This window comes from Pantoea sp. X-Soil-MYKO-1785 (genome assembly GCF_059730675.1).
On record NZ_AP036001.1, the window covers coordinates 304,796 to 324,158 of the forward strand.

Here is a 19,363-nt window from a genome sequence, read left to right on the forward strand (position 1 = left end):
CGGATTCCGTTGAACGACCTGCACCAGCCGACGCGCTTTCAGGCGGCGTTTTGCAAACGCGATTCATCGGCATAAAGTCCGGTTTTAACGCGTGCAGCCGGCATGAAGAAAGCAGCGTCAGCCGTGATGTGTTGCATGCTTAACAGGCTAACCGTGAGGAACCGCAATGACCGTCAGTGCCGAACCGCTCATCAAACTGCTGGATGAAAAGACCCGCAAAGCTTTTCCGGCGATATCGATTGCCATCGGCAAAGCAGACCGTCTGATCTGGCAGTTCGCCGCGGGATATGCTGACCTCCGTAACCGCCAGCGAAATTCAGCTGATACCGCATTTGGCATTGGCAGTATCACCAAACTATTTGTCGCCGTTATCCTGCTGCAGCTTAGCGAAGAGCGGCTAATAACGCTTGACGATCCGCTCTCTGCCTGGCTGGAACCAGCACAGCTGGCGGGTATCGCCAATGCCCGGGTGGCGACGGTCAGACAGCTGTTATCACATTACGCCGGGATCCCCAGTTGGGAAGATCAGCCTGGCTGGATCCATGCGGCGCGCGGTAAAGATAGCGTCGCAGATAAGGTCTGGCGACCGGAGGAAGCGCTGGAATATATCCACGGCAAACCGGCACTGGCTCTGCCTGATGAACAGTTTCACTACTCCAACAGTTCCTTCACCCTGCTGGGGATGCTGATTGAACGGGTCACCGGCAACACGCTGGAGGAGACGTTAAACCAGCGCATCTTCAGGCCGCTCTCGCTTAAACAGACCCGGCTGGAGGGCTATCCGCTTTCCGATCGGCACAACGTCGCCACGCGATATCATCGGGCGGACGCACATTTCATCCAGCACGCCGGCGTCGCCGAATGTTTTACCCCTGAGCGCGCGGCGATGATCAATGTTTCTGCTGCCAGCCTCTCAGTTGAGTGGGCCGCTGGCGGGATGGTTTCTACCGCCGGGGAGTTGATGCGCTTTTGTCTGGCGCTGAAAAACGGCGCGTTAGTTAACCCGCAAAGTCTGCGTGAGATGCAACGCTGGCGGCCGGCCGGCGAGGGGCAGATCGGCTTAAGCCTGTTCACAACAGATTCTGCTTTTGGCCCGGCTATCGGTCACGGCGGCAACGTGCTGGGTTACAGCGCCTGTGCCTGGTGGTTCAGAGAAACCGACTGCGCGCTGGTGATATTAACCAATCTCGGATCGATGCATGCGGCGGCAGAAGCGGACTGTGCCAGCCGGTTATTCAGCAACCCAGCGATCGTCAGACTGGCGCATGAAATTTGCGAGGGCGGCTAAAAAGCCGGAAACCGCACGTTGCTGCCCATGCATCGCCCGATAAGGTAAACTGCCGGTGATAAGTTAATGCAAATTATTTGCTTTAACCCGCCAGATTGCAGCTGAGAGCAGGAGGAAAAGATGGCAAAGGAGATGATTCGTCAGGGCGGACGCAGTGCCCGAATCCAGCAGGAAGTTCACCGGGCGGTGAATCAGTTACTCAAAACTACCGATCGTGCGGCGATAACCCTGCCGATGATCGCTGAACGGGCCGGGGTTACCCCGTCCACTCTCTATCGACGCTGGGGCGATCTGTCTCAGTTACTGGCCGATGTGGCCGTGGCACGGATGCGGCCGATTGCTGAACCGGAGGACACCGGTGAGATGATCGGCGATCTGACGGCGTTCATCGTGCAGTATGCCGAAGAGATGTCATCAAAAGTCGGACGTGAAATGCTGGCCGACGTGATCGGCAGCTACAGCGGAGACGCCAGCCAGAAATGCTGTGGCTACACCTTGCAGCATCTTGAGACGCTGAACAGCCGGGCGCTGGCGCGCGGTGAGACAGGCTTTGACGTCGGGCAGGTGATTGATGGGGTGGTGGCACCAGTGATGTACCACATTCTTTTTAACGATCGGGAAGTGTCAGCCAGCTACTGCCAGTCGCTGATTCAGCGGCTATTTGATGGTGCCGCCGACCGGCATGCTATCGCTGAGTAAAGGGCAAGGCGGCGTCGATGATCAGCTGTTGCAGTAGCGCCTGCGCCGGGTCATCCGTGGTCTCTGGCGTCACCAGCGCAATGCCGATATGGCCGGGCGTCGGCAACAGCCCGGATGCAATCGCCAGCTTTTCCGGCATTCCGGCGCGGGTGCGTAGCGTCAGGCCTAAGCCCGCCTGTAACGCCGCCCAGATACCGCTCAGGCTGTGACTGGTAAACACAATCCGCCACGGGATGCCTGCGGCATCCAGCGCGGCAGTGGCCCGCGAGCGCATCACGCACGGCGCATCAAACGCCACCAGCGGCAGCGGGTCGCCGCGCTGCAACCGGTCGGCCAGCGTGAAATCAGGATGATGTATCCAGGCTAACGGGCACTGACCGACCCGCTGACCCGCAGCGTGCGGATCGGCCTGCCACACCAGCGCAAGGTCGAGTTGATGCTGCGCCATCGCGCTCAGCAGCGGCTGATTGCGGTCGACGCGCGCGGTTATTGTGACGCCAGGATGCTGGCGACTGAACGCCCCAAGGATCGCTGGCATTAACGTCTCGCCAAAATCTTCCTGCATGCCGATGCGGATTTCACCCTTCAGCCCATCACCTTTCACTGCCCGCAACGTCTCATCATTCAGCAGCAGCAAACGTCTGGCGTAGCTCATCAGCAGTTCACCGCTTCGCGTCAGTTGCAGATGCCGTCCCTTTTTCATCACCAGCGCCGTGCCGCATTGCTGCTCGAGCTTTTTAAGCTGGGCACTCACCGCCGAGGTTGAGCGGCACAGTTGCCGGGCCGCCAGCGCGAAGCTACCGGCTTCTATGCCGGTGACAAAGCTGCGCAGTGCATCGATATCCAGTGACTCGGGAACTCTGTTCATGATCATCCTGTAAAAGTGGATGGCTTGTGCGGATTAATTTGATTTTCAGGATTATAGCGCTGCGCGACACTCAGTCTATCAACACGGGAGAGAAAAAATGAAAGAGACGCTGAATCGGGAAACATTGATGCACCTCGCACCGAAGCTGGCTGAGCTGACCCAGCAGGTGCTGTTTGATGATATCTGGCAGCGCAGCGCGCTGTCAGCGCGTGAACGCAGTCTGCTGACGCTGGCGACGTTAACCGCGCTGGGCCGCGTTGAGCAGTTGCCCTGGCATATTGATTTCGCGCGTAAAAATGGGCTGACGCAGCAGGAGCTGATCGAGAGCTTTACCCATCTGGCTTTTTACGCCGGCTGGCCCGCCGCAGTGACTGCGCTCAGCTACCTTGAGGAGCACAGCAGATGCCGTTAACCCGTATCACCCTTGGCCAGGGTTACAGTGAGGCCCGGTTACAGCAGATCTCCGCACTGTTGCATCAGACGCTGGTGGCTGAGTTTGCGGTGCCGGTTGATGATTGTTTTCAGCTGATCGAGCAGCTGCCAGCCCGTCAGCGAATTTACAACCGTCACTACCTGAGCGAAGGGCGCAGCGAGGATTTCATCCTGTTCCAGATTACCGCCGGTCGGCCACGCACCCGGCAGCAGAAGCAGCGCTTTTATCAGCAGCTGTGCGCCGGATTGCAGAGCACGCTGGCGATCGATCCGGATGATGTGATGGTGATTATCCAGTTCAACAGCAGTGAAGAGTGGAGCTTCAGCGGCGGCAGAATGCTGGCGGAGATGATGTCATGATGGTGATGCATTACCGCTTTACGCTGCCGGCAGATTACCCGATGGCGACGATTGAGCAGCGTATCCGGCTGAACGGCGCGCGGCTGGACGGATTTCCGGGTCTGGTTGCCAAGGCTTATCTCTACGTCCGGCGGGATGATGACCAACTGGCAGTGGCAGAGAACCGCTACGCGCCGCTCTATTTCTGGCAGCATGCGTCAGCCATGCAGCGTTTCCTGCAAAGCGCGGGCTTTCAGCGGCTGGTGGAGGATTTTGGCTGGCCGGTGATCGAGAGCTGGCTGGCGCTGAACGGCGATGCGTTGCCGTATCAGCTCGATCAGGCGCGCTTTATCACGCTGCGCCGCTGGCCGATCGCCCCGCACAGCAACCTTGCCGATCTGGCGCAGCATACCGGCTTCAGCGCCTGGGATGTCAGCCGCTGGCAGGGGCTTAGCGTTACGGCGTCAGCGGTGCCACCCGTAGATGAGCAGGAAGTGTATCGCATCGGTTACCTGGCCCGCGGTGCGGTGGCGTCAGGGGATCAACGCGGATAAGGCGATAGCCAGCAGCACGGTTCCGCCAAGTGTGTTGATATATTCACGCAGCGTGGCGGTGCTGATGGCGCGGGTTGAGCTCATCAGCAGCTGGCTGGCAGCGCCGAGCCAGCCGGCCATGATCACAATATGCACCGTGGCCAACAGCAGGAAGTCGCGTACATGGCCGCTCTGGCCGGTAAAGCGCGACACCACGGTCAGGTAAAGCAGAACGGCTTTGGGATTGAGCAGGTTGGCCAGAAAAGCCTGTGACAGTGTCACCGGTTGCGGAGCGGGGCTGACAACCGGCTGGCGGGCACGCAGCCAACTGATTATTAACTGGCTAGCCAGCCACAACAGATAAGCGGTGCCGGCGATCTGCAGAAGATGAAACAGCGAGGGAAAAGCCATCAGCATCGACGAAACGCCTAATCCCACCAGCAAAGCGTGGCAGTAGATCCCCAGTGCGGTAGCCACAATGATGGTCGCGACGCCGCGCCATCCTTCAGCCAGCGCGCTGTTAATCGCCAGAGTAAAACTGGCACCCGGCGACAGCGCTATCGGTAAGATGGCAACAATGAAACCGCTATAATCGAGTGGCATGGTAACGGGTTACGCACAGCGCGGTGAGAGATTCACAGAGCAAAAATCGCCTCAATCTCAATGCGTAAATCCGTCGAAAACAGACCACTGACCTGCACCAGGGAACTGGCGGGCAGATGGCTGCCGTAGTGACGGAACAGCACGGTGCGCAGCGCCGCAATATCGCTGAAGGCGGTGATAAAAATGGTCACCTTCAGCAGGGCGGCCAGCGACGTCTGCTCAGCGTCGGCGATCAGTTTAAGCTGTGAAAAGATCGCTTCCGCCTGTTCAGCGATGTCACCCTGCTGTGCCGGGGTACCAAAGGCGGTCAGGCCGGAAACGTAGAGGGTATCGCCATGTTTCACCGCATGCACGTAAGGCGCTTTTACCTCGCCGAGCTGCGGATAATTGATGCGTTCAGGTTGCGGCATGCTATTTCCTTGCGGGTTTGAGTCAGTGCGGCTCTTTTGTTAGCGATTTCAGCGTTTCAGTAACTGCTGGCAGGCGAGGTTATCGGTTGCCGCCTGGCGTTGCTCAGCGGCGCTCAGCTGTTGCCAGTGGTCGATCACCTGACCCGCCAGCGCCGGTTTGAAGGTGATTTTCTGCAGTGCATAGTCAGAATTGCTGCCTTCGATAATCTGCTGCATTTGCGGCAGCAACTGTGAGTTATCATGATGATCGATGCCGCAGAATATCGCAACGTAGTACGCTTTATCCTCGCTGCTGAAATGCGGAATTAACCACCAGCCCGCCAGCGCCAGCACCGTCAGCAGCGGTACCAACCACCTGAGTTTACCCTTAACCAACGCTACCCCCGGTTATCTGCAGAAGAGGTCCGGCAGGGAATCGCCGGACACAGGGCGCGTATCCTGCCATATATCCGGCTCGGCGTTAACCGATGCTGTCAGGCGGTTGAGGTCAGGTTTACGCGCTGGCGGCGTCTATCAGGCGTGCGTCGATGGTGGCGTCCGGCATCATCTGTTGCAGACCGGCGATCAGATCGTCACTGGCCTGTTGCAGCGCCGTCAGCGGCATCGCTGGCAGGCTTTCAAGGATAAACCACATCTGACGCGCCTGCGCATCCAGCCGGGTGCGCACCCCCTGACGCCAGTTCCAGCGGCGGCAGGTTACGCCCCGATCGTCGCGCCAGATCACTTCTCCCGGCTCCGGCGACTCATACACCACGTCGCCTTGTTTGACCGTATCGAATGACTCGCTGCCATCGGCGATCGTCAGCCGCGGCGCGCCGACGTAGGCGGCAATGTTTTCACCGCCGACCGGCAGCGCATACTGAATGCTGATGGCGTTATACAGATCGACCACCGGATCGATAGCCGGCATTACGCCATCGCGCATTACCCGTTTGCGCAGTGCATCCGCCGAGCAGGGAGTCCGTTTCGCCTTCGCGCCAAACGCTTTGAACACCTCTGCCCACGCCGCGAGATGGGCGTCGGCCCACTCCACATCCTGCTCCAGCAGCTGGTGGCAGGCCCGTTTCAGCGCCTGTCCGCCAACCTCAGGTCGGGTGACTGGCGCGGCCTCCACCACAATGCTGATGGCACGAAAGCCGGGTGCCAGCGCAAATACGGCCGGGTCGATTGACGGATCAACAGATAACATTGGATAATCTCTCAGTGACTAATTTATTTCATAGTAATGACCGATGACCAAAAAAGTCAATATATCGACCGATGCCGGCGCTGACGTGTCGAGCGTCAATCAGGCTGTTTCTGACAGCATTAAAAACTGGCGTAAAAGCCAGAAACTGTCGCTGGATGCGCTTTCCCGCCGGGCCGGCGTCAGCAAAGGGATGCTGGTAGAGATTGAGAAAGGCGAAGCCAATCCCAGCATCGCTATTTTATGCAAAATTGCCGCCGCGCTGGGCGTGTCGGTGGCGGATATCGTCAATGTGACCCATACGCCCGCCGCGTGGCTGATTGATCAAAGCGCGATACCGACGTTGTGGCAGGGCGAACAGGGCGGTCGCGCGCAGCTGCTGGCCGGTACCCGCGGGCCTGACATGATTGAGCTGTGGCGCTGGCAGATGTTTGCCGGTGAAACCTTCCGCTCCGAAGGCCATCCGGCCGGTACGCTGGAGTTGCTGCACGTCGAGCAGGGCAGCCTGGCGTTAACCGTTGGCGATCAGACGCTGGTGGTCGGGCCGGGCTGCGCGGCGGTGGCGCGAACCGATATGCCGCACGCCTACGCCAGTGCCGATCAACAGCCGGTGATCTTCACCATGACGGTTGCTGAACTGCACCATTAATCTTGTTCTTCGGCTGCGGTAACCGCTTCACCGGCAAACGGCAGCAACAGCGTTTTCAGCATGCCTTCCAGCGCGCTGCGTTCCGCCCGCGAAAGCGGTGCCAGTATCGCGTTCTGGGTGGCGGTATGGACCGCCAGCGCCTGTTCAATACAGCGCTGACCCTGCGCGGTGAGTCCCACCAGCATACTGCGCTTATCATCGGGTGACGCCACGCGCGCAATCAGACCCCGCTGTTCCAGCCGCTTAAGACGATGGGTCATCGCGCCGGAGGTGACGAGCAGCGAGGTATACAGCTGGGTCGGTGACAGACAGTACGGCGTCCCGGCCCTCCGCAACGTTGCCAGCACGTCAAATTCTCCTTCATGGAAATCAAACTGCTCCAGCGCCTGACTGCGTGCTTTTGCCAGATGTTTCATCAGGCGCAGCATCCTGCCGACGATGCGCATTGAGGAGGCATCCAGCTCTGGCATCGCGCTGTCCCACTGGCTGACGACAAAATCGATATGGTCCTGCATCATTCACCTGTTCACTGTGTGGCTAATTTGTCGGGTTGTGCGCAGCCTATTAACGCCGGCCGCTATTTATCTTAACGTTAAGATAAGTGGTGACAGCCTGCCGCTGTCAGCGTTAATCCTCTCTAGGGAGTCGGCTATGCAAAACACCCGCTTATTACCCGCTATCTTCGCACCGATCGCCTTTCTTGTCGGGCTCAATCTGCGCCCGCTACTGGCGATTATCGGCCCGCTGTTTCCGGCATTGCAACAGCAGGCCGGTTTGTCGGCGACCACCTTTAGTCTGCTGACCACGCTGCCGGTGGCCATGATGGGGCTTGCCGCACTGGCTGGCCCGTGGCTGCTTAAGCGTCGCGGTGCGGCACGCGGCATTGCGACAGGGCTGTTCTGTCTGGCGATCGCCTCGCTGTGGCGTGGCTTTTCGCTCTCGCCGCTGTCGTTAATCCTGACCGCGCTGGCGGGCGGCGCGGGAATCGGCGTAATACAGGCCCTGATGCCGGCGCTGATCCGCCAGCGCTATCTTCACGCCGCCCCGACGCTGATGGCGTTATTCAGCACCGGGATTATGGCGGGCGCGGCGCTGATGGCGGCGGGTGCAGATCCGCTATTTTCGCGGCTCGGTTTACCTGCGGCGCTGGCGATGGCTGGCGGGCTGGCGCTGATCACTCTGCTGGTCTGGCGGTCAGCGAATCCGCACAGTCCGGCGGACCGCGCGCCGTCTGTTGGGGTAGCAGCGCTATCCGCGTCGCGCACCTTATTACTGTTACTGTTTTTCGGTATTGGAACCGGCGCCTATACCCTGGTGCTGGCCTGGCTGCCGCCGTTTTATATCCAGGCAGGCTGGAGCGCCCGCAACAGCGGCTTCCTGCTCGCCGGGCTGACGCTGACCGAAGTGGTTGCCGGACTGGTGATCTCTGCCGTTCAGCAGCGCTTTCCCGATCGCCGCCGGTTACTGCTGCTGGTGCTGACGCTGTTACTGGCCGGACTGATCGCGTTGATTGTTGCGCCGGGTGCCATGCCGCTGCTGTCGACGCTGCTGCTCGGCCTCGGGATCGGGGCGCTGTTTCCGCTGTCGCTGATCGTCACGCTCGATCATGCCCGCAATGCCACTGAGGCCGCCGTGCTGTTGTCGCGGGTGCAGGGCGGAGGGTATCTCATCGCCTCCATTATGCCGTTGGTGGCTGGCGGGGTGCGTGACAGTGGGGTATCGCTGACCAGCGCCTGGCTGATGATGAGCGTCGGGGTGGTGGTGCTGATGGCGATCGCCTGGCGGTTCAGACCGCAGGCAAACTGAATAATCAGTCGCAAGTGCTGACAAACTGATTGCTGATACCGCGCGATCTGGCATGCTGCTGTTTGGTCACATTTTCAGGAGCCGCAATGAAAGTCATTGGTCTGTTAGGTGGAATGTCATGGGAGTCGACCGCGCTTTACTATCGCATCCTCAATCAACAGGTTAAACAACGGCTGGGTGGCCTGCACTCGGCGCAACTGGTGCTTTACAGCGTCGATTTCCAGCCGATTGAGCAGCTGCAGGCGGCGGGGGAATGGCAGCAGGCGGGCGAAATACTGGCCGCGGCAGCGCAGAATCTGGAGCGTGCCGGCGCGCAGTTTATCGTGCTGTGTACCAACACCATGCACAAAGTGGCCCCGCAGATCAGCGCAGCGGTCTCTGTGCCGCTGCTGCACATCGCTGATGCCACCGGGCGACGGATTCAGCAGGCGGGATTACGCAAGGTGGGGCTGCTGGCGACCCGGTTCACCATGGAGCAGGCGTTTTATCGCGGCCGGCTGGAGCAGCAATTTGGTCTGCAGGTGATTGTCCCGGAGGAAGAGGACCGCGCGTTGGTTCATCAGGTGATTTACCACGAGCTGTGCCTCGGCACGATCAATCCGGCTTCGCGCCAGCGCTATCGGCAGATTATGCAGCAGCTGGTGGATCAGGGGGCAGAAGCGATCATTCTGGGATGCACCGAAATCACCCTGCTGGTGGATCACAGCGATGCCAGCGTGCCGTTATTTGATACCACGCTGATTCACGCCGAAGAGGCGGTGATCCAGGCGCTGGCTTAGATCTTTTCACCCAGGCAGCAGACTGGCTGCCGTTTCCCCGGAGCACGCATGAAAATTGATAATTTGCCGTTTGGACTGACGCAGTGGGAGCAGGTGGAAGAAACGGTTCATCCTGGCGATCGGGGCGAGGCGATTTGGCGAACCCTGCAGTTCAACGATATACGCGTCAGGATGGTCGATTATTCGCCTGGTTATCTCGCCGACCACTGGTGCGTTAAAGGCCACATTCTGCTGTGCCTCGACGGGGAGCTGCATACCGAACTGGCCGATGGACGCCGCTTTGTGCTGACGGCAGGCACCAGTTACCAGGTGGCAGACAACGCTGAACCGCATCGTTCTTCAACGCCGGTTGGCGCGCGACTGTTCATTGTTGATTAACCTGCCGCAAGCCGACAGCCGACAGCCGACAGCCGACAGCCGACAGCGCTGTCGGCGATGACGCAAAACGTTACGTTGACAGTTGTAGAGGTAAACTGAAACTGCTTTATAAAAATCAGCAAAATTAATGGCTTATTTTATCGGAGTAATCTGTTTCTGACAGGAAAATTTCTTATCAGCTTGTATGCTTGAAGCGGTTAAACCCGTTTGCATTCACCTGATTTGGGGAATCCTGTGCTGATAAAAAAGAAGAAAGTCAGATCGCATACTGAAGATCGCCTGCTGGCACTGGTGCTGGCCACCACCGCGGGCATCCTTAACGCCATGGCGCTGGGCGCGTTCGGTTTTTTTCCGTCGCACATGACCGGTAACACTTCCCAGATATCCACCGAAGTCACCACCAGCGATCTGCACCAGCTGTTGTTTCTGCTGGCGCTGATTACCGCCTTTGTTATGGGCTGTACCGTTGCCCGACTGGCGGTGATCGTCGGCCAGAAACACCGGCTGCGCACCATCTTCTGTCTGATTATTCTGGCTGAAGGCGTCGCCCTGACGGCGGCATCCCTGTTTGAGATCATGTTCTATACGCCGCGCTTTAACGGTGAAGTACTGGTGATGCTGGGTTTCCTGATGGGGATTCATAATGCTACCTCGACCCAGCTGTCGAACGGTCGCGTCAGATCAACCCATATCACCGGCACCTTAACCGATGCCGGTATCGCGCTGGGATCGTGGTTATCGTCGCATGTTTCGCACGATGAAAGCGCCGATCGCCGATTCTTCCAGAAGGTGCTGCATACCCACCTGACCACGGTGTTTTCATTCCTGGTCGGCTGTATTGCCGGTCTGCTGCTGTTCAAAACCTACGGCTTCAACGCCATGATCGGTTTAGGGCTGTTTCTGATGCTGGTGGCGCTGACCGCAATTGCCGTTACCGTGCAGCGGAGCCGCAGAAGCTTCTATTGATCGATGTTGACCGCGGCCCGATGCCAGCACGGCATCGGGCCGGGGCTTACTGCTGGGTGCGGGTTGGCCGCACCACAATCTCATTCACGTCTACCTCCTCCGGCTGTTCAATCGCGTAGCGCACCGCCCGGCCAATAGCATCTGGCTGCAGGGCGATGGCCCGATACTGCTGCATCGCCTGCGCCGCGGTCGGGTCAGTAATGGTCGCCGCCAGTTCACTTTCAACCACGCCAGGGTGTACACAGGTGACCCGAAGCTGACTGTTCTCCTGTCGTAACCCGTCTGAAATTGCCCGCACCGCAAACTTGGTGGCGCAATAAACCGCCGCAGTCGGTGATACTGCCAGTGCGCCAATCGAGGCGATGTTGATGATATGGCCGGACTGCCGGGCCAGCATCGGCGGCAGCACGGCGGCAATGCCGTACAGTACCCCTTTGATGTTGACATCGATCATCTGATCCCATTCGTCGACCCGCAGCGAGGCCATCGGTGAGAGCGGCATGATACCGGCGTTATTGATCATCACATCGACCCGACCCCACTGCGCCAGCGCAAACCCGACAAAGTCTTCCAGCCGATCGCGCTGGGTGACGTCCAGCGCTTTTACCGCCACCTCAGCGCCATTGAACCGCAGCTCTTCGGCCAGCGCGTTAAGCCGCTCTTCACGCCGGGCACCGAGCAGCAACCTCGCGCCGGTTTTCGCCAGTTCACGGGCGATGCCCGCACCAATGCCGCTGGAGGCACCGGTAATTAAGATTACTTTCTGCGTCATAACATTTCTCCTGTTGTGATGTCGCTGGTGATCTTACGACGGCTCGACTATAAAGATAATCCACCCACTGCTTCATAGACTGGCAACTAAAACTAACCAATGAATGCTGATAAAAATGCGCTGGAAGTGTTTGTAATCGTGGCGCAGACGCGTAATTTTCGTCTGGCGGCCGAACAGCTGGGCGTCACCCGGTCAGCCATCAGCCAGACCCTGCGACGTCTGGAGGATCGGCTCAACCTGTCACTGATGCAGCGCACCACCCGCACCATTCAACTGACCGAAGCGGGACAACGGCTGTATGCCGAGGTGGCACCGGCGATCAATCAGCTGAACCGGGCCATTAGCGATATTGCTGAACTGGCCGCAGAGCCGCGCGGGCAGCTGCGGCTGGCGATCTCCTCGATCGCCGAACGCATGCTCGGCGGAGAATTGCTGGCGGGCTTTATGGCCGCCTATCCGCAGATCGAGCTGGATATCACCGTCACCGATGAAGAGTTTGATATTGTCGAGCAGGGTTATGATGCGGGCGTGCGGCTGGGAGAGGTGATTGCGCAGGATATGATTGCGGTGCCGGTCTCCGCCGCGCAGCGTCAGGTTGCCGTGGCCTCGCCGGACTATCTGGCGCGGCACGGGACGCCGCAGCATCCACAGCAGCTGATTGAGCATCGTTGCATCGGCTGGCGAAAAGGACCGGGTCTGTCACCTTATCGCTGGGAGTTTGCTGAGCAGGGGCGTGAATTTGATGTGGCAGTCAATCCGCAGCTCACCACCAATGATATGGGCGTGATGATTCGCACCGCCTGTGCCGGTGGCGGGATTAGCTTCGGCATGGAAGAGACGTTTCAGCCCTACATTGCGCGCGGGGAGCTGGTGACAGTGCTGGACGCGTGGTTACCGGCCTTTGCGGGATTTTATCTCTACTTTCCCAGCCGCAAAAACCTCGCACCCAAGCTACGTGCGCTGATCGATCACGTGAAGCTGTAGTGCCTGGCGGTAGCGGCGGCAAGGCTAAGTGGTCATGTTGTAGCGGGTGATAATGTTAATTTTTGAGTAAGGCGCCAGTGGCTCCGAGGCGGGCAGAAAGCCGTGAAATTCCAGCAGCGTTCTGAAGGCATGCTGAGCATCAAGCTGTAAATTATGTTCGATCAGCGCATCAATTTTGCCCGCCTGCATCAGTGCGCGATTTTCGCGATCCAGATCGTGACCGATAAAAGCGTTAATGGGGCGGTTTTGCTCTTCAAAGGCGCGCAGAATGCCTGGATTACCGCCACCGACGGTGTAAACCGCATCCGTTTCGGGATGGGCCTGTAAAAATTGCTTAAGCGACTGATACATCAATGGGTCAATGCCGTAACCTCCCGCTACCACGCTGACCCGATGCTGTGGCGCAAACTGCTGCATCGCCCGTTCAAAACCTTCAATACGCTCCTGCTCACCGATAAAGTCTCTACTGCCGGTAATCGCCACAATGTGCGACTGCGCCGATCGCAGCCATTTGGTCATTAAGAAGGCGGCAACTTTACCGGCATCAAAATTATCCATACCAATGTAGCGCAGGCGCGCACTGGTCGGCAGATCGCTCATTACCGTCACCACCGGTATCCGCTGCTTAAGCAGCATGTCGATAGCCGGATTCAGCAACTCAGAGTGGGCCGCCTTGAGAATGATGCCGTGGCTGTGCAGCGCGCTTTTACTTAACAGCGCGTTAATCTCGCTGGCGGTTAACGTCTCGCTGAAGTGAAAGCGCAACTGGAGTTTAAAGCTGGCAAAGCTGGCTATCTGACTGCTGAACGCCTCCCGCACCAGCTCACGAAAGCGATCGGGCGTGTGCATGATGACATCAAAGTAAAGGGTTCTGCCTTTCGCCAGCGCGGTTTTCTGGAGCAGCTCAAGGTCGGCAATTGCCTGGCGGATACGATGCTGGGTTTGCGCATGCACCCGGCCACGCTGATGCAGCGCCCGGTCAATCGTCGCCAGGCTTAAGCCGGACTGGGCTGCAATCTGTTTTAAGGTGAACTTAGCCATGCGTCACTCGTGAGACGGGGAAATAAGCGTAGTTTTATCACACTGTTGGCGCGAAACCGCAGCGGCTTTGCCTGACAGGAAACTTTTTTTATCCGCCATCCGGCAGGTCAGTAAATGAAACCGGTGAACGGGAAGAAACTGGCTCCTGACGATGAGGCATCAGACAGTGCCGGTAAAGCATCCATCAGTCAACGGATCACCTCTGACTGCGCCGGTATGTTTCATAATATGAATATTCTGAGCTGTCTGCTTAAAGGGGGGGATAAATATATTGCAGCAGTTCCAGCGCGATATCTGGCGGTAATATCTTTGCCGTTAGCCCGGTAACGAAATAGTACCAGATATTATTCTGAGCCAGTATGAATAATAACCTTTTCTGCCGCTTCGCTTATATTTCCCTGAACCGGGTACTTTTGTTTTTTGTCTTTCAACGGTGTTAAACTGTATATGCATACACCGTCTGGAGGTCGTGTGAAGTACGATGAAGAAAAAGATATTCGCGCGCTGGTTGGCGCTATTGTCGGCGATCTGATTAAGACAGGGCAGCCTGTTCATTTTCATGATATTACCGACGCACTGTTTCGCCTCAGCGAAGAGACGCGCGATAGCCGGCTGAAAGCGCTTTGCCATGAAGCGATCGGCTTTTTTACCCGCAAGATGCACTAAGGCCAGTGGCGTTGAAAATAAACGCCCGCCTTGCTCAAAACCGCTTCTTTATTTCTCCCCCCTGGGCAGCACGGATTTTTACCTAAACTCTGCTTCGGTGTAGAACGGCGGGCTTAATAATGACGGTTATCAGCGGAGAATTATTCAGCGTGTCTGCCAGTGTGCTTATTCTCCGGACCACGCCTGTGGGCCTGTAGGCACATCGTTACCTGAAAATACCGCCCTTGCCAGATAAGACTATTCTTACTTAATCGGCTGCCAGCCTGTACGCTGAATATTACGCAGCATCGGTGACAGTCACTGATTGAGCTCCCTGAGTCGTTGCCGGACCAGCGCTGGAATAAGAGACGTGAACCGGCGCAGCACGGGAAAGCGACTCTGTGACCGGTTTTAACGTTCTGCGAGTAATGACGCCAGGCCAGTCTTTAGTGATGGCTGACGTCAACGGCGGCACGGTGAAACAGTTTCATTGCCGGGCGCAACGCGTTATAAAGAATCTTCACCGGGGTAACCCTGAACGGCCTGCCATCGGGCTGTTGACGCTGCGAGACCAAACCAGACCAAAGTACGCTGCATCACCTGTCTGTTAAGCAACAGCAGGTCGATTAACCGGGGTCAGCGCAATTAAGGATATGACCATGATCTTTTCGGATGTTGAAACACACTATATCAGCAGCAATCAGGACAGTCGGCTGGTGAGATACGATGTTATTAAAATTGATGATGATACTTTTGTGGTTAAAGTGATTGATAATAAAGCACATAATAACACCCAGCGTGACTATTTCACTGAAATTGCGACTCTGACCATTACCCGTGATGACTTCAACCTGGAAAATAATATTGGTTCTGCTTCAGTGGTCAGAAACCGTATGCCGACCACCTTCAATGGTCATGTGCTGGTGAAATGTCAGCAGCATCGTGATTCACTGGATTAACGGCTCTATTGGCTGACGAGAAGGGTGTTGTTCGGTGTGCCGGGCTGGCAGACCGGCTGAGCAAGGCGGGGAGGGGAGTGGGTATAATCGTTGATGCCGACGAGATGTTCCTGCGCAATCATCACCCTGACTGCGCAGGAAGCCTGCATCAGACTCCGGCGTCGTCCGGCGTGCGGCCAACAACGATTTCCAGCGTTTTACGTAATACATCCAGCTTAACCACGTCTGAGGTACTCTCCAGCTCGGCGATCAGATAAAGGATGATCGCCTTATTGGTTACGCGTCCCTGTTCGGCGACGATATTTCGGATGATCCCGCCCAGTAATTCGGTTTCCGGAGCAAGCTGGTCGCCTGCGCTGCGAAAATAGTCAATGAGAGTTGAATCTGAAGATGAGTGTTGCATGTTTTTCTTTCTCTGCGGAAAATTCGGTAGTTGCATCGACTTAAGTCAGAATCGAGTGTAGTCGCTATTACTGTTTTGCCCAGACGACCGGCAAACTTTTTTCTGATAAGCCTCAGCGCTTCGTTAACACGTAAATTATGGTAACAAGTTCCGCAAAAAACGGATCGTTTAGTGTTTTTTTGAACCTTCAGGCGGACCATCATTGTTTAAACGGTGTGAAGCATTTTCACGATCGGCAAGCGTGCTGTTGGTTCGCTTACGCGCTGCCACCATCCCATTACGCACTTCAGTAATCGCCTTGCGGATCGTTGTCACCTTAGCTTCTTCGTCCGTCTCGGCGGCCATCAGCTCCAGCTGATTGATCAGGGCATTGCTGGACACCGGTTTGTCTGACTTAAGCAATGTCAGTACGGCTTCGCCGATCATGACATCTGTCAGTTTCTCATCATCACTTCTGTACATACTGGTTTCTCTGATTTACGAATTAATGGCCACGTTGCGGCTCCTGATGTAGAAACAGGCGCCGTTGACGGGGCGCCTGAAACGGGACAGCAACACTGGGCTTCGTTAATGCGAAAAATAGTCCGATCAGAATTGCTGTGAGCTGAGGCGTAATGCATCTTCATCAACGCCGGGTATCAGTTTTACTCTTCCCGACGGAAAAGCAGCCCGATCAGTTCATGCAGATGACTCTCTTCCTCCGGCGTAGAGGCAAGTTCCAGCCGGCGCAGCAGTTTGCTGCAAATAGCTTTACGACTCAGATTATGACCTGCGCGCAGAATTTCAACCACAATCTCACCCAGCGTCTCCTGCTGTGAAGGCTGACTGGCTTGATTGAAGTAACGGGCAATGTCGCTGATGGCTTCCGGTGCATGTCCGTTCTGACGCATAGTGTTGTCCTCAGATGGTTAAAATGTATCGCGCTGTGGATGCGCAAGTTATACATCTTTAAAAAACTTGTACAGAATTTTGAATTCCCGGAATGATTTTTTTTGTGCAAAAAATGCTATGCTTTATTAATCAGGCTGTTACGAAGAGTTTACTGCGAGGTTAAAAGCGTGTTCTGGCGGCTTTTTCAGCGTTTAATGAATCCGGCCTGTACAACACCTGCACAGGCCGACAGTCTGGCAGACCGTTCAGGTCAGCTTTTAAATACAATATCATCAGCAGAATCAGTGCTCATTTTGTCAGCGTTCAGCGGATTCGATAACCAGCCAGCCTGCTCAGTGTTGCGTGCGCCAATGGTTTTGAAACTTTTTAACCATTGTCGTACCTGTTGCAACTGTTCGAGACGGTTCTCATCCACTTCTGATGCAGACATCGCTAGCAACTCACCCATCAGCAATTCTACATTGACCTCCTGACTGTCCTCGATCAGGTTCATTGCTGCTTCGCCAATGATGACATTCGCTTTTTCGTCGCTGGAAAAATACAAATTATCCTCCCTGGTTTTGTTGCGGTAAGTAACGTTCACTGTAGCAAAAAAATTCGCTGAATTTAATTTGTCCTGTCTATCAATTCGTGTCTTTTGATTGTTATCAGGCGCAAGGGGCAGCGTAACCTCCCGGCTGACCGGGCATTTCACTGCTTTCATCGCCCCACCTTTACCGGCTGCTGCGACGGTAAACAACGACTTTCAGGACAGTTCTGAGCGGACACTGGCGACCCGTCACACGGCATCTTTCCGCCGCCTTTACCGATATGCCTTCAAAAGCCACGCTTAAATAATTCAATTTATTCAATGAATAACAGTGGCTGTTTACACAACTTCTCATTCCGCAGTTGATGCTGAAGAAACTTCACAAAGGGAGCCTGTCGTAAAGTTATAGCCTGTGCTATAAAAAATAGCACAGGCTAATTATGTTTAATTTTAATCATATCCGGAGATCGTGCGATGGCCCCGATAAAAAAAAGCGTAACGCTCATTTTCAGCCTGCTGCTAAGCGCGCTAATGTCCACCAGCAGTTATGCAGCAGAAAAATTTAAGGTCGTCACCACCTTTACGGTGATTGCTGATATGGCAAAAAACGTGGCGGGCGATGCGGCAGAGGTGAGCTCAATTACCAAACCGGGTGCCGAAATTCATGAATATCAGCCGACGCCGGGTGACATTAAACGTGCGCAGGGCGCGCAACTGATTATGTCGAACGGGCTGAACCTCGAACGCTGGTTCCAGCGTTTTTATCAACACCTGGACGGCGTACCCGAAGTGGTGGTGTCGCAGGGCGTTAAACCGATTGGCATTGGCGAAGGCCCGTATAACGGCAAGCCCAATCCGCATGCCTGGATGTCTCCTGATAATGCGTTGATTTATGTTGATAATATCCGGGATGCGCTGGTGAAGTACGATCCTGCTAACGCCGAAACCTATCGGCAGAATGCCGTTGCCTATAAGCAAAAAATCACTGCGGCGCTGGCACCGCTGCGCCAGCAGGTGGCCGCGATCCCGGAAAATCAGCGCTGGATGGTGACCAGTGAAGGCGCGTTCTCCTATCTGGCGCGCGATCTCGGTTTGAAAGAGCTTTATCTCTGGCCGGTTAACGCCGATCAGCAAGGAACGCCGCAGCAGGTCAGAAAAGTGATCGATCAGGTTAAGAAACAGGCTATTCCGGCAGTTTTCAGTGAAAGTACCGTCTCTGATAAACCCGCCCGACAAGTGGCGCGCGAAACCGGCGCTTATTATGGCGGAGTGCTCTATGTCGACTCATTAAGTCAGGCTCAGGGTCCGGTGCCGACCTATCTCGATCTGCTTCGGGTCACCACCACCACGCTGGTCAACGGCCTTAATCATGGGAGGAGTGCGCCATGAGCGACACTATCGTGGTTTCCGACGTGAGCGTCACCTACCGAAACGGCCACACGGCGCTGCGTGATGCCAGCTTCAGCATTCCCGGCGGCTCAATCGCCGCGCTGGTCGGCGTGAACGGATCGGGCAAATCGACCCTGTTTAAAGCGCTGATGGGCTTTGTCCGGCTCTCCGCCGGCACGATTTCGGTGCTGGGTATGCCGACCCGTCAGGCGCTGCGCCAGAGCCTGGTGGCTTATGTTCCGCAATCTGAAGAAGTGGACTGGTCTTTTCCGGTGCTGGTTGAGGATGTGGTGATGATGGGCCGCTACGGCCACATGGGGCTGTTGCGTCGGCCTAAACGCCATGACCGCGACATTGTTGATGAGGCGCTGGCGCGGGTCGATATGCTGGCGTATCGCCAGCGACAGATCGGCGAGCTTTCCGGCGGTCAGAAAAAACGGGTTTTCCTTGCACGGGCGATTGCCCAACAGGGCAGGGTGATCCTGCTGGATGAGCCGTTTACCGGGGTTGACGTCCAGACCGAGGCGAAAATTATCGCCCTGCTCGGCGAACTGCGTGATGAAGGTAAAACCATGCTGGTCTCGACCCATAACCTTGGGTCGGTCACCGAATTCTGTGACTACACGGTGATGGTCAAGGGCACTATTCTCGCCAGCGGTCCGACCCGCACGACCTTTACCACCGCCAACCTTGAACGGGCATTTAGCGGCGTGCTGCGCCACGTTGCGGTCAACGGGCTGGACGATCAGATCATTACTGATGATGAACGTCCGTTTATCGCGCCGCGCGCCTCGCTTCACGACGGGAACTGACC

Annotated in this window: 27 protein-coding genes; 15 read left to right on the forward strand and 12 right to left on the reverse strand. The window is 56.5% G+C overall.

Annotated features, from left to right (window positions below; all coding sequences use genetic code 11):
- Nucleotides 1-166 precede the first annotated feature (166 nt).
- Nucleotides 167-1,288 (forward strand): serine hydrolase domain-containing protein, encoded by a 1,122-nt coding sequence (locus tag AC6I8D_RS21360; protein WP_497820884.1) that lies wholly within the window; start codon nucleotides 167-169, stop codon nucleotides 1,286-1,288.
- A 120-nt stretch (nucleotides 1,289-1,408) separates the two neighbouring features.
- Entirely contained in the window at nucleotides 1,409-1,987 is a 579-nt protein-coding gene (locus AC6I8D_RS21365; RefSeq protein WP_312053909.1) for a TetR/AcrR family transcriptional regulator, read from the forward strand.
- Here AC6I8D_RS21365 and AC6I8D_RS21370 read toward each other — a convergent pair.
- Nucleotides 1,974-2,855 (reverse strand): LysR substrate-binding domain-containing protein, encoded by an 882-nt coding sequence (locus tag AC6I8D_RS21370; protein WP_312053910.1) that lies wholly within the window; start codon nucleotides 2,853-2,855, stop codon nucleotides 1,974-1,976. The two genes, AC6I8D_RS21365 and AC6I8D_RS21370, sit on opposite strands and share 14 nt — an antisense overlap.
- A gap of 97 nt (nucleotides 2,856-2,952) precedes the next feature.
- On the opposite strand from AC6I8D_RS21370, the gene AC6I8D_RS21375 reads away from it, so the two are divergent.
- Genes AC6I8D_RS21375 through AC6I8D_RS21385 form a run of 3 tightly spaced genes read left to right on the forward strand, consistent with a single transcriptional unit; the run spans nucleotide 2,953 to nucleotide 4,180 of the window.
- On the forward strand, nucleotides 2,953-3,267 hold the full coding sequence (locus AC6I8D_RS21375; protein WP_497820885.1) for a carboxymuconolactone decarboxylase family protein: 315 nt from the start codon (nucleotides 2,953-2,955) through the stop codon (nucleotides 3,265-3,267).
- Nucleotides 3,258-3,647, forward strand: coding sequence for a tautomerase family protein (locus AC6I8D_RS21380; RefSeq protein WP_312757947.1), 390 nt, complete (start codon nucleotides 3,258-3,260; stop codon nucleotides 3,645-3,647). The genes AC6I8D_RS21375 and AC6I8D_RS21380 overlap by 10 nt, the downstream gene beginning before the upstream one ends.
- On the forward strand, nucleotides 3,644-4,180 hold the full coding sequence (locus tag AC6I8D_RS21385) for a DUF4865 family protein (RefSeq protein ID WP_497820886.1): 537 nt from the start codon (nucleotides 3,644-3,646) through the stop codon (nucleotides 4,178-4,180). The genes AC6I8D_RS21380 and AC6I8D_RS21385 overlap by 4 nt, the downstream gene beginning before the upstream one ends.
- Here AC6I8D_RS21385 and AC6I8D_RS21390 read toward each other — a convergent pair.
- The 4 genes from AC6I8D_RS21390 to AC6I8D_RS21405 all read right to left on the reverse strand — a co-directional run bounded on the left by AC6I8D_RS21390 (nucleotide 4,160) and on the right by AC6I8D_RS21405 (nucleotide 6,361).
- Nucleotides 4,160-4,762: a LysE family translocator gene (locus AC6I8D_RS21390; protein ID WP_497820887.1), complete on the reverse strand. Its 603-nt coding sequence runs from the start codon at nucleotides 4,760-4,762 to the stop codon at nucleotides 4,160-4,162. The two genes, AC6I8D_RS21385 and AC6I8D_RS21390, sit on opposite strands and share 21 nt — an antisense overlap.
- A 32-nt stretch (nucleotides 4,763-4,794) precedes the next feature.
- Nucleotides 4,795-5,172, reverse strand: a complete 378-nt coding sequence (locus tag AC6I8D_RS21395) for a RidA family protein (protein WP_312757953.1) — start codon at nucleotides 5,170-5,172, stop codon at nucleotides 4,795-4,797.
- A 48-nt stretch (nucleotides 5,173-5,220) separates the two neighbouring features.
- A complete protein-coding gene (locus AC6I8D_RS21400; protein ID WP_497820888.1) occupies nucleotides 5,221-5,547 on the reverse strand; it encodes a hypothetical protein in 327 nt (108 codons plus the stop codon).
- Between the two features lie 118 nt (nucleotides 5,548-5,665).
- On the reverse strand, nucleotides 5,666-6,361 hold the full coding sequence (locus AC6I8D_RS21405; RefSeq protein WP_312757957.1) for a B3/B4 domain-containing protein: 696 nt from the start codon (nucleotides 6,359-6,361) through the stop codon (nucleotides 5,666-5,668).
- A gap of 43 nt (nucleotides 6,362-6,404) precedes the next feature.
- Here AC6I8D_RS21405 and AC6I8D_RS21410 point away from each other — a divergent pair, with 43 nt between their 5' ends.
- Nucleotides 6,405-7,007 (forward strand): helix-turn-helix domain-containing protein, encoded by a 603-nt coding sequence (locus AC6I8D_RS21410; protein ID WP_312053922.1) that lies wholly within the window; start codon nucleotides 6,405-6,407, stop codon nucleotides 7,005-7,007.
- Here AC6I8D_RS21410 and AC6I8D_RS21415 read toward each other — a convergent pair.
- Nucleotides 7,004-7,522, reverse strand: coding sequence for a MarR family winged helix-turn-helix transcriptional regulator (locus AC6I8D_RS21415; protein ID WP_312054097.1), 519 nt, complete (start codon nucleotides 7,520-7,522; stop codon nucleotides 7,004-7,006). The two genes, AC6I8D_RS21410 and AC6I8D_RS21415, sit on opposite strands and share 4 nt — an antisense overlap.
- A 136-nt stretch (nucleotides 7,523-7,658) precedes the next feature.
- On the opposite strand from AC6I8D_RS21415, the gene AC6I8D_RS21420 reads away from it, so the two are divergent.
- The 4 genes from AC6I8D_RS21420 (at nucleotide 7,659) to AC6I8D_RS21435 (ending at nucleotide 10,936) form a co-directional block, all read left to right on the forward strand.
- Entirely contained in the window at nucleotides 7,659-8,813 is a 1,155-nt protein-coding gene (locus AC6I8D_RS21420; protein ID WP_497820889.1) for an MFS transporter, read from the forward strand.
- 86 nt (nucleotides 8,814-8,899) lie between these two features.
- Nucleotides 8,900-9,592, forward strand: coding sequence for an aspartate/glutamate racemase family protein (locus AC6I8D_RS21425; RefSeq protein WP_312757961.1), 693 nt, complete (start codon nucleotides 8,900-8,902; stop codon nucleotides 9,590-9,592).
- Between the two features lie 48 nt (nucleotides 9,593-9,640).
- A complete protein-coding gene (locus tag AC6I8D_RS21430; RefSeq protein ID WP_312053926.1) occupies nucleotides 9,641-9,970 on the forward strand; it encodes a DHCW motif cupin fold protein in 330 nt (109 codons plus the stop codon).
- 234 nt (nucleotides 9,971-10,204) lie between these two features.
- Entirely contained in the window at nucleotides 10,205-10,936 is a 732-nt protein-coding gene (locus tag AC6I8D_RS21435; protein WP_312053928.1) for a YoaK family protein, read from the forward strand.
- Between the two features lie 46 nt (nucleotides 10,937-10,982).
- On the opposite strand, the gene AC6I8D_RS21440 is transcribed toward AC6I8D_RS21435, so the two are convergent.
- The gene (locus AC6I8D_RS21440; protein ID WP_312053929.1) at nucleotides 10,983-11,708 is read right to left on the reverse strand and encodes an SDR family oxidoreductase; all 726 of its coding nucleotides are present in this window, start codon (nucleotides 11,706-11,708) and stop codon (nucleotides 10,983-10,985) included.
- A gap of 99 nt (nucleotides 11,709-11,807) precedes the next feature.
- Between AC6I8D_RS21440 and AC6I8D_RS21445 the strand changes: the two genes are divergently transcribed.
- A complete protein-coding gene (locus AC6I8D_RS21445; RefSeq protein WP_312053930.1) occupies nucleotides 11,808-12,692 on the forward strand; it encodes a LysR family transcriptional regulator in 885 nt (294 codons plus the stop codon).
- 24 nt (nucleotides 12,693-12,716) lie between these two features.
- Here the strand turns inward: AC6I8D_RS21445 and AC6I8D_RS21450 are convergent, their stop codons facing one another.
- Nucleotides 12,717-13,733 (reverse strand): substrate-binding domain-containing protein, encoded by a 1,017-nt coding sequence (locus AC6I8D_RS21450; protein WP_312053932.1) that lies wholly within the window; start codon nucleotides 13,731-13,733, stop codon nucleotides 12,717-12,719.
- A gap of 471 nt (nucleotides 13,734-14,204) precedes the next feature.
- Here AC6I8D_RS21450 and AC6I8D_RS21455 point away from each other — a divergent pair, with 471 nt between their 5' ends.
- Nucleotides 14,205-14,399, forward strand: coding sequence for a hypothetical protein (locus AC6I8D_RS21455; RefSeq protein WP_497820890.1), 195 nt, complete (start codon nucleotides 14,205-14,207; stop codon nucleotides 14,397-14,399).
- A gap of 638 nt (nucleotides 14,400-15,037) precedes the next feature.
- Complete coding sequence (locus tag AC6I8D_RS21460; RefSeq protein ID WP_312053935.1) at nucleotides 15,038-15,337, forward strand: hypothetical protein; 300 nt, start codon at nucleotides 15,038-15,040, stop codon at nucleotides 15,335-15,337.
- A gap of 148 nt (nucleotides 15,338-15,485) precedes the next feature.
- Here the strand turns inward: AC6I8D_RS21460 and AC6I8D_RS21465 are convergent, their stop codons facing one another.
- The 4 genes from AC6I8D_RS21465 to AC6I8D_RS21480 all read right to left on the reverse strand — a co-directional run bounded on the left by AC6I8D_RS21465 (nucleotide 15,486) and on the right by AC6I8D_RS21480 (nucleotide 17,334).
- Nucleotides 15,486-15,740, reverse strand: coding sequence for a biofilm/acid-resistance regulator YmgB/AriR (locus AC6I8D_RS21465; RefSeq protein WP_312053937.1), 255 nt, complete (start codon nucleotides 15,738-15,740; stop codon nucleotides 15,486-15,488).
- 168 nt (nucleotides 15,741-15,908) lie between these two features.
- A complete protein-coding gene (locus tag AC6I8D_RS21470; protein WP_312053939.1) occupies nucleotides 15,909-16,202 on the reverse strand; it encodes a hypothetical protein in 294 nt (97 codons plus the stop codon).
- Between the two features lie 182 nt (nucleotides 16,203-16,384).
- A complete protein-coding gene (gene ycgZ / locus AC6I8D_RS21475) occupies nucleotides 16,385-16,630 on the reverse strand; it encodes a regulatory protein YcgZ (protein ID WP_031375952.1) in 246 nt (81 codons plus the stop codon).
- A 251-nt stretch (nucleotides 16,631-16,881) separates the two neighbouring features.
- Nucleotides 16,882-17,334, reverse strand: coding sequence for a hypothetical protein (locus AC6I8D_RS21480; protein ID WP_312757969.1), 453 nt, complete (start codon nucleotides 17,332-17,334; stop codon nucleotides 16,882-16,884).
- A gap of 300 nt (nucleotides 17,335-17,634) precedes the next feature.
- On the opposite strand from AC6I8D_RS21480, the gene AC6I8D_RS21485 reads away from it, so the two are divergent.
- On the forward strand, nucleotides 17,635-18,549 hold the full coding sequence (locus tag AC6I8D_RS21485) for a metal ABC transporter substrate-binding protein (RefSeq protein WP_497820891.1): 915 nt from the start codon (nucleotides 17,635-17,637) through the stop codon (nucleotides 18,547-18,549).
- Nucleotides 18,546-19,361: a manganese/iron ABC transporter ATP-binding protein gene (locus AC6I8D_RS21490; protein ID WP_312053943.1), complete on the forward strand. Its 816-nt coding sequence runs from the start codon at nucleotides 18,546-18,548 to the stop codon at nucleotides 19,359-19,361. The genes AC6I8D_RS21485 and AC6I8D_RS21490 overlap by 4 nt, the downstream gene beginning before the upstream one ends.
- Nucleotides 19,362-19,363 lie beyond the last annotated feature (2 nt).

Bases quoted from the DNA above. Each gene is read 5' to 3' on its own strand.
- AC6I8D_RS21360 (WP_497820884.1), top strand. From the start codon at position 167: ATGACCGTCAGTGCCGAACCGCTCATCAAACTGCTGGATGAAAAGACC.
- AC6I8D_RS21365 (WP_312053909.1), top strand. From the start codon at position 1,409: ATGGCAAAGGAGATGATTCGTCAGGGCGGACGCAGTGCCCGAATCCAG.
- AC6I8D_RS21370 (WP_312053910.1), bottom strand. From the start codon at position 2,855: ATGAACAGAGTTCCCGAGTCACTGGATATCGATGCACTGCGCAGCTTT.
- AC6I8D_RS21375 (WP_497820885.1), top strand. From the start codon at position 2,953: ATGAAAGAGACGCTGAATCGGGAAACATTGATGCACCTCGCACCGAAG.
- AC6I8D_RS21380 (WP_312757947.1), top strand. From the start codon at position 3,258: ATGCCGTTAACCCGTATCACCCTTGGCCAGGGTTACAGTGAGGCCCGG.
- AC6I8D_RS21385 (WP_497820886.1), top strand. From the start codon at position 3,644: ATGATGGTGATGCATTACCGCTTTACGCTGCCGGCAGATTACCCGATG.
- AC6I8D_RS21390 (WP_497820887.1), bottom strand. From the start codon at position 4,762: ATGCCACTCGATTATAGCGGTTTCATTGTTGCCATCTTACCGATAGCG.
- AC6I8D_RS21395 (WP_312757953.1), bottom strand. From the start codon at position 5,172: ATGCCGCAACCTGAACGCATCAATTATCCGCAGCTCGGCGAGGTAAAA.
- AC6I8D_RS21405 (WP_312757957.1), bottom strand. From the start codon at position 6,361: ATGTTATCTGTTGATCCGTCAATCGACCCGGCCGTATTTGCGCTGGCA.
- AC6I8D_RS21410 (WP_312053922.1), top strand. From the start codon at position 6,405: ATGACCAAAAAAGTCAATATATCGACCGATGCCGGCGCTGACGTGTCG.
- AC6I8D_RS21415 (WP_312054097.1), bottom strand. From the start codon at position 7,522: ATGCAGGACCATATCGATTTTGTCGTCAGCCAGTGGGACAGCGCGATG.
- AC6I8D_RS21420 (WP_497820889.1), top strand. From the start codon at position 7,659: ATGCAAAACACCCGCTTATTACCCGCTATCTTCGCACCGATCGCCTTT.
- AC6I8D_RS21425 (WP_312757961.1), top strand. From the start codon at position 8,900: ATGAAAGTCATTGGTCTGTTAGGTGGAATGTCATGGGAGTCGACCGCG.
- AC6I8D_RS21430 (WP_312053926.1), top strand. From the start codon at position 9,641: ATGAAAATTGATAATTTGCCGTTTGGACTGACGCAGTGGGAGCAGGTG.
- AC6I8D_RS21440 (WP_312053929.1), bottom strand. From the start codon at position 11,708: ATGACGCAGAAAGTAATCTTAATTACCGGTGCCTCCAGCGGCATTGGT.
- AC6I8D_RS21445 (WP_312053930.1), top strand. From the start codon at position 11,808: ATGAATGCTGATAAAAATGCGCTGGAAGTGTTTGTAATCGTGGCGCAG.
- AC6I8D_RS21450 (WP_312053932.1), bottom strand. From the start codon at position 13,733: ATGGCTAAGTTCACCTTAAAACAGATTGCAGCCCAGTCCGGCTTAAGC.
- AC6I8D_RS21460 (WP_312053935.1), top strand. From the start codon at position 15,038: ATGATCTTTTCGGATGTTGAAACACACTATATCAGCAGCAATCAGGAC.
- AC6I8D_RS21465 (WP_312053937.1), bottom strand. From the start codon at position 15,740: ATGCAACACTCATCTTCAGATTCAACTCTCATTGACTATTTTCGCAGC.
- AC6I8D_RS21470 (WP_312053939.1), bottom strand. From the start codon at position 16,202: ATGTACAGAAGTGATGATGAGAAACTGACAGATGTCATGATCGGCGAA.
- ycgZ (WP_031375952.1), bottom strand. From the start codon at position 16,630: ATGCGTCAGAACGGACATGCACCGGAAGCCATCAGCGACATTGCCCGT.
- AC6I8D_RS21480 (WP_312757969.1), bottom strand. From the start codon at position 17,334: ATGAAAGCAGTGAAATGCCCGGTCAGCCGGGAGGTTACGCTGCCCCTT.
- AC6I8D_RS21485 (WP_497820891.1), top strand. From the start codon at position 17,635: ATGGCCCCGATAAAAAAAAGCGTAACGCTCATTTTCAGCCTGCTGCTA.
- AC6I8D_RS21490 (WP_312053943.1), top strand. From the start codon at position 18,546: ATGAGCGACACTATCGTGGTTTCCGACGTGAGCGTCACCTACCGAAAC.